Annotated in this window: 8 protein-coding genes and 1 tRNA gene; 6 read left to right on the forward strand and 3 right to left on the reverse strand. The window is 61.2% G+C overall.

The genetic code is table 11. From position 1 onward, the window contains the following. Window positions 1-91 precede the first annotated feature (91 nt). Entirely contained in the window at window positions 92-1,219 is a 1,128-nt protein-coding gene (gene queG, locus FYK55_RS22995; protein ID WP_235908917.1) for a tRNA epoxyqueuosine(34) reductase QueG, read from the forward strand. Here the strand turns inward: queG and FYK55_RS23000 are convergent. The 3 genes from FYK55_RS23000 to FYK55_RS23010 form a co-directional block, all read right to left on the reverse strand. After that, window positions 1,152-2,753, reverse strand: coding sequence for an HTTM domain-containing protein (locus tag FYK55_RS23000; protein WP_161604695.1), 1,602 nt, complete (start codon window positions 2,751-2,753; stop codon window positions 1,152-1,154). The two genes, queG and FYK55_RS23000, sit on opposite strands and share 68 nt — an antisense overlap. Then, window positions 2,737-4,500 carry a hypothetical protein gene (locus tag FYK55_RS23005; RefSeq protein WP_150078970.1) on the reverse strand — a complete coding sequence of 588 codons (1,764 nt, stop codon included), beginning with the start codon at window positions 4,498-4,500 and terminating at the stop codon, window positions 2,737-2,739. The genes FYK55_RS23000 and FYK55_RS23005 overlap by 17 nt, the downstream gene beginning before the upstream one ends. Window positions 4,501-5,026: 526 nt before the next feature. Next, window positions 5,027-5,099, reverse strand: a tRNA-Glu gene (locus tag FYK55_RS23010). Window positions 5,100-5,731: 632 nt separating this feature from the next. On the opposite strand from FYK55_RS23010, the gene FYK55_RS23015 reads away from it, so the two are divergent. The 5 genes from FYK55_RS23015 (at window position 5,732) to FYK55_RS23035 (ending at window position 14,809) form a co-directional block, all read left to right on the forward strand. Continuing rightward, window positions 5,732-5,965 carry a GYF domain-containing protein gene (locus tag FYK55_RS23015; RefSeq protein ID WP_235908918.1) on the forward strand — a complete coding sequence of 78 codons (234 nt, stop codon included), beginning with the start codon at window positions 5,732-5,734 and terminating at the stop codon, window positions 5,963-5,965. A 199-nt stretch (window positions 5,966-6,164) separates the two neighbouring features. Continuing rightward, on the forward strand, window positions 6,165-8,384 hold the full coding sequence (locus FYK55_RS29530; RefSeq protein WP_150078971.1) for a DUF4129 domain-containing protein: 2,220 nt from the start codon (window positions 6,165-6,167) through the stop codon (window positions 8,382-8,384). Window positions 8,385-8,971: 587 nt separating this feature from the next. After that, window positions 8,972-11,335, forward strand: a complete 2,364-nt coding sequence (locus FYK55_RS23025; protein WP_150078972.1) for a hypothetical protein — start codon at window positions 8,972-8,974, stop codon at window positions 11,333-11,335. 31 nt (window positions 11,336-11,366) lie between these two features. Continuing rightward, window positions 11,367-12,293: an ABC transporter ATP-binding protein gene (locus tag FYK55_RS23030; RefSeq protein WP_150078973.1), complete on the forward strand. Its 927-nt coding sequence runs from the start codon at window positions 11,367-11,369 to the stop codon at window positions 12,291-12,293. 50 nt (window positions 12,294-12,343) lie between these two features. Continuing rightward, entirely contained in the window at window positions 12,344-14,809 is a 2,466-nt protein-coding gene (locus FYK55_RS23035; RefSeq protein ID WP_161604696.1) for a hypothetical protein, read from the forward strand. Window positions 14,810-14,926: the final 117 nt, after the last annotated feature.

The raw sequence follows: 14,926 nt of genomic DNA on the forward strand, positions 1-14,926 counted from the left end.
CGGTCCGCATCAAGGTCTCCGTCTACGCTTGAATCTCTCGTTGCGGCCTTTGGCATCACGCACCCGTCCGCCGTCAATCCGACGAACCGTTTTGTCCGATCCATCCGTCCCGAACGAAGTGCCGTCGTGGTTGCAGCCCCTCCGCGATCTGGCCCATCAGTTGGGGTTCGTCAGAATTGGCGTCGCACCGGCGGTTGATTCACAGGGCTACTCCGATTTGGTCCGCTGGATCGATCAGGGGTATGCCGCGGACATGGACTATTTCGAAAACCGGCTGCCGGCGTACCGGCATCCCGATGGCGTGATGCCGGGAACCAAGAGCATCATGGTTCTGGCGTTCCCCTATCCCACGGAGTTGGCTGGCGATTTGCTAGTCGGTCACGGTCAGGTAGCCCGATACGCCTGGCCCGGGGATGACTACCATGACACGATTCACGGCAAATTGAAGAAATTGCGGCGGCTGGTGTTGGATGCCGCGCCCGAAACTCGGGTGCGAGGATGCGTTGACACGGCCCCGCTGATGGAACGCGAATTGGCGATGTTGGCGGGAATCGGTTGGCGTGGGAAAAACACCTTGCTGTTGAATCGAGAAATTGGCAGCTACTTCTTTCTGGCTTGCCTGTTGCTTGATGTCGATTTGCCCTGCGACGCGCCCCACGACAGCACACACTGCGGGACTTGCACGGCCTGTTTGGACGCGTGTCCCACCGATGCATTTCCGCGTCCCGGCGTGTTGGATGCCTCGCGATGCATCAGCTACCTCACGATCGAACATCGCGGGCCAATCGATCCCGAATTGCGATCGGGGATGGGGGAGTGGGTATTTGGATGCGATGTTTGCCAGGAGGTTTGTCCCTGGAATCGAAAGCCGGCTCGACGTGCCATGTCCCCGGGGTCAATGACTTCCCCGCGGTCAATGCATCCGCTGCGACAGTTGGACCTTCGTCAGTTTTTTGAAATGGATGATCAGGACTTCCGGGATCGTTTTCGGAAGACGCCGTTGTGGCGTACGCGTCGCCGCGGAATGATGCGAAACGCGGCGATTGTTTTTGGGAACCAGCGTGATGCCTCCGCCTTGCCGCTGCTGCGGAAGGCCAGTGCCGATCCAGACCCCGTCGTGGCCGAAGCTTGTCGTTGGGCGATCGACCAGATCACTTCTGGCGGTTCGGAGTCGACGCTGCCGAGCCGTCGGACCGATGCGACTGGCCAAGACGGTTGAACATCGCTTGCGCCTCGCTCGGACGGAGCGATGCGAGTGGTCGAAATCGATCTGGCATCGAAACCGACTGCCACCATTGATCGGTCGGGACGCGCCAGGCAGACGGCGGAAGTGGACCGGGATCCTGGCTGACCCAATCGTCGCTGAACCACCCGCGACGTGCTTCGGCCAGGTCGGTGTCGGGGTCAATCATCAGCCGGGCGGGTCGGCCATTGAGCGAGACCAGGGCCAGCGCGTAAATGCGTGGCCGTTCGGTCGCGAATGATGCAGCAAGTCGTCGGATTTCGTTTGCAGCCTGGCGAATCAGCTCTGGATCACGCGGCGCCCGTTGGAGTTGATTGGGGGACATCACCAAACCACCCGGGACAAACAGGTAGTCGGCTTCGGTTTCGATTTTGAACCACAGCAGTGTCTGCTTGTGACGCAACATCATCCGCCACGCAAAACGCTGTCCGCGTTCATTCCAGCTGGGATTGCCCGGCAGCAACCAGGGACGCAAGGGCAGCAACAATTGGATCGCCACATAACCGATCGCCAACCATTGACCGGCACGGGAGACCACCCCGGTGTGCCGAATCTTGTTGGCGTTATTCCGCCCCAAATCCGATCGATCGGTTGCCAATGCCGCGGCACTCTCCGTGTCGGTCGTCTGGTCCAGATCAGGCTGGTCGGCGGAGACCAGACGCAGACGTGCCATCCATTCGACGACTGACTCGATGGGGAAAAAGACGAACAGCGTGGCGATCATGAACCATGGAAAAACTCCGATCTGAAAGATCGTTGCGTTGGTCAAATGAAAAAGCAGCGCTGCGGCGATCGCGACCGGACGGGTTCGTCTGAAGTACAGCCCCGGAACGACCAGCAGATCGAACAGGAACCCACCCCACGCCATCACGATGGCCGAAATAGGAAGCGAGAACAGCGGACCAATGATCGGCGTGTCGATCCGCGAATCCACGAACAATCCGGCCGGCTGACCGGCTAGCCAATCGGAATCCAACTTGGCGATTGCCCCAAACACATAGGGCAGGCCCAGTTGAAATCGAACCAACCACCACTGCCAGCGCGGCATGGTCGTTGACGCGGCTGCGGATCGACCACCCCATCGTAAGCGGTCGATCGAATAGGCACGTCCGCAGGGCAGGAAGACGCATAGCATTGCCGTGCAGCCCAGCAAATACTCGTGATTGTTGTACAGCTGGCGCTCAACGAGCAGCACGTAAGCCATGGAGGTGGCCAGCGTCAGCGCGCTCAGCCGGGTCAGAAACCCGAGAACGAAGAAAGATGCCGCCAGCCGCGTGACTTGGAAGTGCCACCAGATGCCGTCTCCGGGCCACAATCGAACCCATTCGAATCCGGCATACTTGAAAAGCATTGCCGGATCGACGAACAGGATACGCCAGCGATCTTCGGCCAGAAAGCTGCTGGCCCAGACGAAGAAGGTGACGCCCAGCACCACGCGTAGCAGTGCCAGGGGCGCCAGGGAAACCTGATCCGACGCGGCTGCGGTCAGGCGTTCAGTTGTCGATCGCACCGCCGGTGGGATCAATTTCGATGACATCCGCGGCCGCGTTGGGCTGTCGTGCCGCCGCAGGCGGTTGAGCTCCGGCAGCCGGCGGCTGATTGCCCGCTGCGGGAGGAGCCAGGTCCGCTTCGGGTGCCGCGGGTTGCAGCAGCGGATTGAAGTCGTCGCCAGGCATGCCTGCGTTGACGGCAATTTGGCCGCGAGCAAGCGCCTTCAGCGTTTCGACTTCGGTTTCCAAAGCGCGAATGAATGCCGGTCGGGTTCCGATCGTGTCATCGTTCAATCCCGTGAAAACGGTGTTGATCGAATCCAACCACTCTTGGACAACATCGGCCGATTCCGGAGGCGTCGCCGCGTACAGGCCGCCCTTGGGTTCGATCGCGGTCGGATCTTCGCCCAAACTGCCCTGACCGGTCACGCCGCGCAGAACCTGTTCCATGATGAAGTTGAGACGCTTGCGGGTGGCCAGGATTTCCGGCGGCTGTTTGGGCTTCGGTCGAGCCATGCCCATACCCATGCCCATCATCATCATCTCACTCATCATGTCGGACTCGCCGCCCATGTCCATTTCGCTCATCATGTCCATTTCGCTCATCATTTCCATTTCGCTTCCGTACGAGTCTTCCATTCCCATGCCCGGCATGACGCGTTTGGTCGTGTCTTCCTCCTGGTTGACCCGCAAGAACTTTTCAGGTTCTGGCGGCTGCTTGCGAGCGACTTGTTGCTTGTCCATTCCCTTCAGCCGTGCGAGTTCCTCTTCATAGGCTTTCAGGATTCGGGCGGACCAGTTCTGCAGAACTTTGTCCGTTTCCACCTCGTCGGCGTTGATGTTCTTGGCCAAGTTGCCGATCGCTGCCGCGGAGTGCAGGGCAATCAGATCCAGGCTGTTTTCGTCGGTGCTGATGCTGACCAACTGTTTGCCCAGCGTCTCATCGGGCTTCAGGTTCGTCAGGATGCTGACGGCGTAACGCTGCAGGTAGGCGTGGGCCAGATCATCGCGTCCGGTCGGGGCCGGCGACTCCAACAACTGAGTCATTGCGTCCGTTAACTGCGTCTTCAAATTGGCGTCGATCTCGCTGGCCGGCGTGTACCGCACGAATTTCTCGATGCCGTACAGGGCGGCACCACGCACGCCGTCGGGAGCACTTTCGTCCAGGTAGATCGGCAGCAAGTCCGAAAGCACGAAACCATAGGGTCGTGGGACGGTGCCGCGCTGAGACTGCGGTGCCAGGTTGGCGATGAACAGAATGGCGTTGATCCGCGCCGGCGGCTGGTAGTTGCCTTGGGCGATCGGCTTCAGTCCCTTGTAGGACCAGGTCAGCAAGTTTCGGGAGCCCGGAGCCCGCGATCGGACCGAACGTTCCAGCAACGTCCGCACGTCCGTCATCAATTCGGTGATCATGGGGACCGCGTCGGGCTGCGTGATTTTGGCAGGCACGTAACGCTCGAAGTAGAACCTGGCGGTATTCTCGCGACGGCCTTCAAAGGCACTCAGGTCTCGGGTCGTTGCGTAGGCGGCGGCTTCCCGCTGCATCAATTTCAGATTGTCATCCAGCCGTTGCTCGACAGGCAGCGTGTCATATGTGGCATTCTGTCCGGACGCGTGGACCGCCGTCAGCACGGCAAAGGCCACAGCGAAAAACGCGGCAAGCAAACGCAGCCAAGTCAGACGACGGGTTTCAAATTCGTCAACGTGGGCGACCGCCGTCGTGACGGTCCGACTGTGAGAAGAATTGTCGCTAGGCTGTCGTGTCATAACGAATCCGTTGTTGCAGGTTTGCAATTGATTGCAGAGAGGAGAGGCGGCGTCGCTGGGAAAGCACAGGGTCGCTGGTACAGCAGGGCATCCGCTATTGCCCACACCGCCGCCCATGATTTGATCGATCAGATCACCGCCGTGCGTATTATCCTACGATTTGCACAATCGCGTCAAATAAAATTAGCGAGCAAAACCGCTGGGATCCCACGAAAAGGTGACTTTTCCCTAATGCTGGACCGATTCTCCGGCTTTTGGGTGATCGCGGACCGAAGACTGGAAACCTGTGCAGAAGCTTGATGCCCGTCATTGGGACGACGCGACCGCCGGATCCTACGCGTTGTTGCGCTTGATCGACTCAATCGGTGGTGCAGATTGGCTGAAGGATCGCGAGGATTTGACGGAAAACACCAGATGGCCAGTTGGAGCTCACCGAAGCGTCGCTTTGCTCTCCGCCGTCTGGCGACGGCAGCTACTACATCGCGCCCGGGATGAGCATACGGACGTCGGCCACCAGGTGCCTCGATACCCCCTGCCCGATTCGAACGAGCGTTTCCAGGCGGAAAGCCTGGCGTCCTGGGCCACTAGACGAAGGGGGCGCTATGCGACGCACTGGATCGACGCGAAGTGCGGGACCCGATTTCAGCCGCCGGCGTTAAACGCAGCAAAGCTGCGCTCGCCAGACCGGCGAATCCAGATAGCGAAACCGTTACCGGTTGAGGCGCATGTTTCCACGGCCGCAAACAGCGGTGGGCTGCAATTCCCGTAGCATGACAATTCTTGCCCGATTCACCAAGCGGGTCAGCCGGCGAGCGGGCAGGTGGTTGGCGTGCCCCTAGTGCGTGGCCTGCAAAAACCTGCGATTTTCTGCTTTTTGTCAACTAAACCCGCCCTATCAAGGGCGCACTGGGGTTCAAACGTTCGTTAGACTGGAGCTGGCGATTCCGGGGAAACCCGGTGAGCACCGTCGGCGATCTGCCCGGTCCATTCGGCGGTGGACATTGCAGCAAGGGTGTCGGAGCGTGGCCCGGTCGGGAGCGATTCTGAATGCCTGCAAATGCTGGCCATCGCGGATCAAGAATCCATCGGATGCTGGAACAGGAATTCGGCAGCGGGGAGACCGTCGGGTGCGAATCATCGCTCGAGAAATGGGGCCGCCGACACGGGGATGTCGGCTGGATTTGGTTGAATCGAAGGAAACGTCCCGCCAAAGATTCGAGGTCTGGCAAATATGTCGGCACAATGGTTCTACATGACCAGCGGTTGGTTGAGAAAGTCTCACCGCGTCGGCCCGATCTCCGAGGCAGATCTGCTGGAACGAATTGAAAAGGGCCAGATTGCGCCCGAGACGCTCGTTCAGAGCAGCAAGACGCGGAACAAATGGATACCGATGAACAAGGTCGGTCCCGCGATGGCCGCCTGGAAACGGTCCCATCCCGAAGCCGCCGATCAGACCGCCGACTGACGGAGCGGCTGGGGAGCACTTGCCAGCCGGTTGCCGAACTCGCTTCGTCGCTGTTGTCGCCTCAGTGATCCCGCGGCGAGCTTCTCGCGTCGACTTGTGCCGGATCGATCGTCGCCTGCTACGATGGACCCGGTGTGATTCCGGTGCCGGTCCTTCAGGGTGGCGTTTCTGTGGTTTGACTCGTCTCGCAGGCTTCCGCTTGGCCAATCGTCCTCAAGCTGCTGACTACGCCGCAATCGGTGTCGCGCCGGTCCTGATCTTCTTGATGATCAGCAGCCTGGCGAATTTCTTCGTGATGATCTTCTATCAGGGAAGCTACGGGGATCGGGTCTTCTACCTGATCTTGTGCTACACGATGGGCGCGGTGTCGTTGGCGCGATTGGTCATCGAACAGGACCGCGCCTACACCGCGGGATACGCGATCGGTCTGGGGGCCGCGGCACTGTTTGTGATGTCGCGTTTCCTGGGATCGCCGATCTTCGTCCTCGGCCTGGTGCTGTTGATCGGCTACCTCGCCGACCGCATCGTCCATGACTGCACGTTGATCGATGAAACGGTGGATGCCAGCGGAGAAGGGTTGATCGACCGCGGACTGGACGAGGCGGGGGTGTGGATGGGACAGCACCGGAGCGCGAGGGGAGGCCAACCGGAGGCCACGGCGGTCACGGCGGTCACCGAGGACGCGGTGAGTGAAGATACACGACGGCGACGGCGGCGATCTCATCAGCCGGGACGGACCGTGTTCCTGCTGGCGTTGGCCGCATTGCCGTTGTTCGGGATCGGACAATTCATGCTGCGCAACCATCCCACGATGTGGGCGCGGGCGCAGCTGATGCTCGCCCTGTACCTGTTTTCCAGCCTGTCCCTGCTGGTCACGACAAGCTTCCTGAACCTTCGCCGGTATTTGCGGCAGCGCCACGTGGAGATGCCACAGAACGTCACGGTGGCTTGGTTGGCCGGAGGAATCGGGCTGGTCGCCGCGCTTTTGTTGCTGGCCTATTTGGCGCCGCTTCCCGGCAGCACCATCGCCGGCATCGACGTGCCGAAATTCTTGAAGACCGATCCGCAGACCGCCAGCAATTACGGGTGGGGGAACGAAGGTGCCGAGAAATCGGAGGACTCCGCGGACGCGCAATCCGGCGGTGAGCTTCGATCCAAATCGCAAGACACCCGCGGGTCGGGGCAAAACCAGAACCCGTCCGGAGGCCAATCCGGTTCCGGGAAAGACGGCGGAGAATCACCGTCAGGTCAGGGAGACAAAGCGGCGTCGAATCCTTCCGGTCAGAGTGACATGGGCGGCCAGGATTCGTCGTCGGGCCAGCCGTCGCAATCCCAATCGGGAAAGTCTCAATCAGGACAGTCTCAATCAGGACAGTCTCAATCAGGACAGTCTCAATCAGGACAGTCTCAATCAGGACAGTCTCAGTCGGGACAGTCTCAATCAGGACAGTCTCAGTCGGGGCAGTCTCAGTCGGGGCAGTCTCAGTCGGGGCAGTCTCAGTCGGGGCAGTCTCAGTCGGGGCAGTCTCAGTCGGGGCAGTCCCAGTCGGGGCAGTCCCAGTCGGGAGAGTCTCAGTCGGGAGAGTCTCAGTCCCCGACCGATCAATCCGATTCGGACTCCTCTTCGTCCGGTTCCAAGTCTGGCGACCGGGAGTCGGATTCGGGAGACCCGAGAAATCAAGGCAAGCCTGATGCGGACGAGTCACGTGATTCGAATAGCAATGGCAACGAGACGAATCGGAACGAGGGTGATGAAGACGGAGGACGGGATGCACGGACCGCCGACCCACGGCCCGCTCAATCAAACGAACAGGCAAACAGCGAAGCTCCCTCGGAATCTTCATCGCCGTCCGGTGGCGGGTTCAATCCGCTGCAAAGTGTGCTACCGGCCCTGGGCGGACTGCTGCGACTGCTCATCTTTGCCGTGTTGATCACCATCGTCGCCGTGTACCTGTATCGGATGCGCGATGCGATCCTTGCCTGGTGGCGCTCGTTGATGGCGGGCAGAGGTGCGGAGAAACCCAGCGAAGAGCTCGACGTTCACGCGGGACTGCCGCAACGCGTCTTGAAACCGTTCTCCGCGTACGTCAATCCAATCGGACGCGAGTCGGATCCTCGCCGAGTCGTGGTCATCACGTTTCAAGCATTCGAAGCCTGGAGCCGCGAGCAGGGGTGGCCACGGCAACCGCAGGAGACGCCGGCCGAGTTTGTCGATCGCTTACGCCGTTGGTCCAAGCAACCGACACATCCAGCCTCGGTGCTTCAGTCAGTCGAAGCGGAAGTGGGGCGGATGGGGGCCGCGTACGATCGCGTCGTTTACGGACGGACGATGGCGCGTCAGAAGGATTTGGAAGCGGCGGAGCGGTTGTGGGGTTTGATGCAACGGGCACCGGTTCCGCAGACCGTCGCGTCGCCGTAGCCGCGTCGGGAAGGAAGAAGGCGGGCGGCGCGAAGCCCCTCGTTCCCAGGCTCCCGCCTGGGAACGCACTGCATCGCTGGCTCTGCCAGCTCTCCCCAACCATCACAACCAATTCCGTCGCGCACTGAGTTGGCCCGAGTGTTGGCAGTGAGCACTCACCTCCGTCGGGCGACGGTGGCTACGTCGGGCGAAGCCCCTCGTTCCCAGGCTCCCGCCTGGGAACGCGCTGCATCGCTGGCTCTGCCAGCTCTCCCCAACCATCAGAACCATTTCCGTCGCGCACTGAGTTGGCCCGAGTGTTGGCAGTGAGCACTCACCACCGTCGGGCGACGGTGGCTACGTCGGGCGAAGCCCCTCGTTCCCAGGCTCCCGCCTGGGAACGCGCTGCATCGCTGGCTCTGCCAGCTCCCCCCAACCATCGCCGCCGTCTGGCTTCAGACGCTCATCAGCAACGTCACCGAGCGTGGTCTTGCCGCTGTCCGACCTTCGTCCGTGATCCCGCCCCGCGGTCGCCGGCAATCGCGTACACTTGGTACGAATCCCGGCTCAGCCCGCCGACATCATCCCGACACGATCAACCGTTCTGCATGCCGCGCCATCTCTTTTTTCTTCTCGCGCTCCTGGCAACGCCGTTGATCGTCGGTTGCGAAGGGTGCCGCGAAACCCCGACGGACGAGCAAAACCCGAACGGGACCGCCGAGCGGCCGGAAGATTCTTTCACGGCGGATCCGTTGGTGGTGTACCCGGCGGACCAGAACGCCATGCTGTCGGCCGCCAAACCGGGGCACTGGATGTCGGCTGAACGCGGCGTCCGCAGCAATCTGGGCGACACGCGGGGGGAGTTGCTCTCTCGAGTGTCCGTTCCGATGCGGAACGTGGACATGGAAATGACCGGGACGTTGGAGAGTTGTGAGACGATCCGTCCGGTGGTGTTGCCCAAAGGTCAGATGCGTGGGTTCGATTTCCGATTCCGCTGTCCGGTCCCCAACTCCATCGAGACAAGGCAACTGACGGTGTCCAACCGGTTGCTGCCTCGCAGCGGACCGCCCTTCGAAATGCGAGACAAGGCCAACATCTTGCAGGGGTCGGAGTACTTTTTTGTGGTGTTGACGACGCGTCCGGAGCGGTTCACGCGTTTCCAGGTGGCCGATTGGACCGGATCGATTGAACGCGATTTGGACCGGCCGATCACCGCCCGCAATTATCGGATCGTTGTTCCGAAAGCGGGCAGCTTGCTGCCGTTGCCGGAAACGATGTTGGACATGACCAGCATTGCGGTGATTCTGTGGGATGATGTCAGCGAAGACGCATTGACACCGCTGCAGCAGACGGCACTTGCCGATTGGATTCATTTCGGGGGACGACTGATCGTCAATGGTCCCGCGGCTAGTGACGCGGTGGCCAACACCGCCATCGCCGACCTGCTGCCGTTGACGCCGACCAGCAACATCGAACTGGACAGTCAGGCGTCCAGCCAACTGATGCAGAATTTGTCTGTCGAATCGGATCGTTCGTTGCCCAAACAGCTGGAATTGGTGCGATCGGAAAGCAGTCAAATTGCTGTCGATGGGCGATTGAACGCGGGGGCGGAGGCGATTCCGCAGACGGCGTCGCTGGTGCTGCGGCGCACCCTCGGTCGTGGAAACGTGATTCAGCCGCGTTTTGATTTGACCAGCAGTTGGCTCGAGGCGTGGCAATCCTACGACAGTTTCATCAACGGCGTGATCCTCGGCCGGCCGCCACGGCGGTACGTGGAGCCGCAGGGTCTGGGGGATCCCGTGGCGTCCGATTTGACGCTGCTGTTCTCCGGAACGAATGTTCGCAGCGATGCGGCGATCAACTCCCAGCTGAGAATTGCGACCCGGGACTCGCTGCTGAACCTCCCCGAAGAACAGGACGACAGTGGCCGCCGTCAATCCAAGCCGGGCAGCCGGTTCGATCGTTACTCGCGGGTCGACGCGGTGACCGGGTTGACCGCGTGGAACGACGACAGCGACGCAATCGAATTGATGCGGACCACGCTCGCCGACGAAGCGGGCATCGAGATTCCTGGCTCATCGATGGTCATCCGCGCTCTGGCGATGTACCTGATTTTGTTGGTGCCGATCAACTACGTGGTCTTTCGCTTGATCAATCGGTTGGAATACGCGTGGTTCGCGGTGCCGGTGATCGCGGTCATTGGTGCGGCCTGGGCCGCCCGGCAGGCGCGTTTGGACATCGGCTTTGCTCGCAGCAACACCGAACTGGCGATCTTGGAGACCCATGCCGGTTACGAGCGGGCGCACGTCACCCGGCTGGTCGGGATCTACAATTCGCTCTCCAGCAGGTACCGGTTGCAGTTTCCGACCGTCGATGGAGCCGCGTCACCGCTCGATCGCGAACCGGACCCGGGCACCACGGTCCAGCCGGTGTTCAAGACGTCCTTTGAGGAAGGCCCGTCGCTAGAAGATTTCGCGGTCCCCAGCAATCGCATGCGTTACGTCCACACCGAGGAGATCATCGAGCTGGGCGGAGCGATCGCGATGGATTCGTCCGACGCGCTCTCCAACGGTTCGCAATATGAACTGTTTGATGTCGTGATCGTTCGCAAGTCCGATCAGGGCGATGCGGAAGTTGCTTGGGTGGGAGGTCTGGCGGCCGGTGAATCCTTGCCCGCCCGCTTCCAACCGGTGGAGCAACTGGTGGTGCCGGGGGCCATGCCGATGCAGGCCGACCGGCTGGTACGCAGTTTCGCCCTGCCCGAGTTGTTGCGTGATGGGGAGACGCGAATGGTCGCCCGCATCGACGGATCGCCCTCGGGGCTGAAGATTTATCCGGAGGCTCGGCAACGGATGTCGCAGACGATTGCGATCGTGCATTTGCAGCATCCGGCGCCTGCCGAGCCGAGTATCGATGACAATTTGATCTCTGATTTTCGACGGGTGTTGAAAACGGAACTGGGATCCGAGTGAGCGTGAAACGGATGACGACGACGAGACAGATATGATCACATTGACGGGGTTCGGAAAGGATTATGGCGACTTCACCGCGGTCCAGGAGCTGGATCTGCATATCGAAGCCGGTGAGACGTTTGGCTTCATCGGCCCCAACGGCGCCGGCAAAAGCACCACCATTCGGTTTTTAGCGACCCTGCTGCGGGCCAGCCGCGGACACGGTGAAGTCGCCGGATGTGATGTGATGCAGGATCCTGTCGGCGTTCGACAGGCCGTCGGTTACATGCCCGACAACTTTGGCGTCTATGACGGGATGCGGGTTTGGGAGTTTCTGGACTTTTTCGCCGTGGCCTATCGGATCGGCCGCAGCGAACGCAAGCAGATCATCGACAACGTGCTGGAACTGTTGGATCTGACGCACAAGCGGGACGACTTCGTCAACGGTCTCTCGCGGGGGATGAAGCAGCGACTGTGTCTGGCCAAGACGCTGGTTCACGATCCCCCGGTATTGATTCTGGACGAGCCCGCGAGCGGGTTGGATCCCCGGGCCCGCGTCGAAGTCAAAGAGCTGCTGAAGGAACTGCGGCGGATGGGAAAGACGATTCTGATCAGCAGCCACATTCTGACGGAGCTTGCCGATTGCTGTACCTCGATCGGGATCATCGAGCGCGGCCAGTTATTGATGAGCGGGCCGATCAATCAGGTGTACCGCCAAATCCGCCGGAACCGAATGGTCGAGATCCAATTCGTGAAGAATGCCGACATCGGTCTGTCGATCCTGCGCAGCAGCCCGCACCTTCGGTCACTTGATCACGAGACGACGCGCGTGGTCGCGGAGTTGGAAACGGACGACGAAGGTTTGGCGACTTTGATGGAAACCCTGATCGCCGAAGGCGTTCGGATGCGGTCGTTCAATGATCGGGATCCAACCTTGGAAGACGTGTTCATGACCGTCACCAAAGGCCTGGTCACGTGAGACGTTGGCTTCCGTCATGCCTGTTCGTCATGGCGGTACTGATAGCGGTGATGTCGCCGACCCTGTTGGGCCAGCGTTACGCCTTTCGCGACGTCAATCACTTTTACCTGCCGTTGTACGGGTACGTCGGACAACGCACGGCGGAACAGTGGCTGCCGCTTTGGAACCCGCTGGACCACAGCGGGTTGCCGTTGGTCGGTGAGTCGTCGACGGCGGTGCTGTACCCGGTTCGGTACGTCCTGTTTTCGTTGCCGCTGGCGACGACAACGGCAATGAACGCGTACTTGTTGCTGCACGTGCTGCTGGCCGGCGCAACGGCCTGGTGGGCCGCCGCGAAAATTGGATGCCGTCCGTCGGGTGCGGCTGCCGCGGGAATCGTGTACGCACTTTCGGGAAGTGTGTTTTCGCTGTGTTGCAATCCGCCGTTCCTGGTCGGTGCGGCGTGGCTGCCACTGGCGGTCGGTGCGGCTGTGATTCGCGATTCGGGATCGATTCGCTGGCGTGTGCGCTGCGTGGCAGTCGCGTTGGCGATGATGGTCTTGGGCGGCGATCCGCAATCGGCATTGCATTGCGTGTTGGTGATCGGCTGCTGGAGCGTCGCACGGTGGTTGTTTGGTCGCCGCCGGCGCTGGGGCGACGCGGCCGCCTGGGAACCCCTTCGGGTGGGTGTCGTCGGTGCCGCGTTGGCCGTCGGACTCGCTGCGATTCAAATCGCCGCCTCGGTCGACTGGAGTTTGCAAAGTGACCGGACCGATGCTGCGGGAGTTTCCATCAATCAATATGGATTCTCGCTCGCACCGTGGCATCTCGTGGAGACGATTTCGTCTCGACCGTTCGGAGAGCCGTTTCCGCTGAATCGTCGCCTTTCGAAATTGATCCCCGGTGACGGGAGGATGTGGACGCCGTCCATTTATGCCTCGTTCGCCGTCGGACTTGCGGTTGTTTTGCAGTTGCTGCTGCGTTCCGACCGCCGCAGTCGCCCCTGGTTGATGGTCGCGATTCTGAGCGCGCTACTTTGTTTGGGGCATTTCGGGATCGTCTGGTTGCTGCAGCAAATCCCCGGAATTTTGCCGCGGGCCAATAGTGCGGTCGGCGGCCCCTATTGGTTGCTCTGCAAGATCGTCCCCGGATACGACTCGTTCCGCTATCCAATCAAATGGCTGCCGATGTTCGCTTTCGGGTGCGCGATGGTCACGGGACGGTGGCTGGGATCGCGTCCTCGGGATGCCGACATCGTTGTGCTCATCACGCTATCGCTGGTTGCCTTGGCGAGCGTCGTGGTGACCCCTGGCTGCTTCGACGGCGCCGCGGCAGCGGCGGAGCACCTGTCCGACGAATACTGGGGGCCGTTGGACGTAGCAGGCGGAGTGCGATTGGCGCAAGTTTCTTGGACCCGTTGCTTTGTATTGGCCCTTGCTGTCGCGGGGATGCGATGGTGGCAATGGGCAGCCGCCCGCGCGGCGCGCCGACCAGCACGAAAGTCGGCCGAGTGGGCGGCGATGGGGTTGGTGGCATTGATCGCCGTCGATGCGGGGACCAGCGCTTGGTCGTTGCTGCCAAGAATCGACGTCGACGCAGAGCATCGGCTGGTTCGAGAAGCCGCCCAGCCGATTCCCGCAGCGTACCGGTTTCTGCGGACCCAGTCCGGCGTCTGGCCGGATCACTGGCGGACAAACGGTTCGATTCACCGGCCGCTGGAAGTTGCGGTCAGCGAGCGAATGGCACTGTTTGGACGTTGGCATCTGGCGGACGGCCATGCCGTGTTTAACAGCATGACCAGTATCCGCAGCCGCGCGATGGCGCGATTCTGGCGCGAGATTCGTTCGGTGACGCGCGACCAGAGTCCGAAGCAGCGGACGCAATTCTGGAACACGGCGCGAACTTGGCTGGGCGCCGATGGCGTGGTGCATACGGAAGGGAAGGCGGCGGTTGAACTGGAAGGACGCACGTTGGTCCGCGTGACCACCGCGTCCTCGGCGGATGGCCGACCCTTTCGCGTTCATCGCCGATGGGGGGCCGCGCGATCACTGAAATCGATTCTGGACGAGATGAGTCGGACGGGAAGGGTTCCGATTCCCAGCGTCGGTGGGCTTTCCGGGACGCCCGACGTTTCGGAGCGGGCGTTGGCGCAGGACGATGAGCTCAACCCCAGGGCCAAGGTCCCAGCGGATTTGACGATCGAGGATGACCACACCGTCCGGATTCGCTGTGACCAACCGTGCCTGCTGGAGCGATTGCAGTATCAGGACGGGAACTGGAAGGCGCTGCTCGTCTCGGACCGTGGAGGTCCGGCAGAGAACGTTCCCGTCCTTCGCTGCGACGTCATGCACCAGGCGGTGCTGGTTCCCGCCGGTGTCTGGCGCGTCTCGTTTCACTATTCCCCGTGGTGGCGATGGCCGGCGATCGCGTTGACGGTCCTCTCCATCCTGGTGCTGGTCGTCCCGGCAGGGCTGTTTCGGAGGTTTCCGTTGGGGCGTCGGCGGGCGAACCGGAGCAAGGGCAGCGCTGTCACGTGATTGTGTTTTTCGCCATTGTCGGTACGCTTGTGGGCCTTCGTGACGACCGCCCATCGGTCTTGCGATGGTTGTCCATTTCCGGGGGGCTCCGTCCACCTGGCCGTTTTTTCGCGCTTT

The organism is Roseiconus nitratireducens, from assembly GCF_008629675.1.
GTDB lineage: Bacteria > Planctomycetota > Planctomycetia > Pirellulales > Pirellulaceae > Stieleria > Stieleria nitratireducens.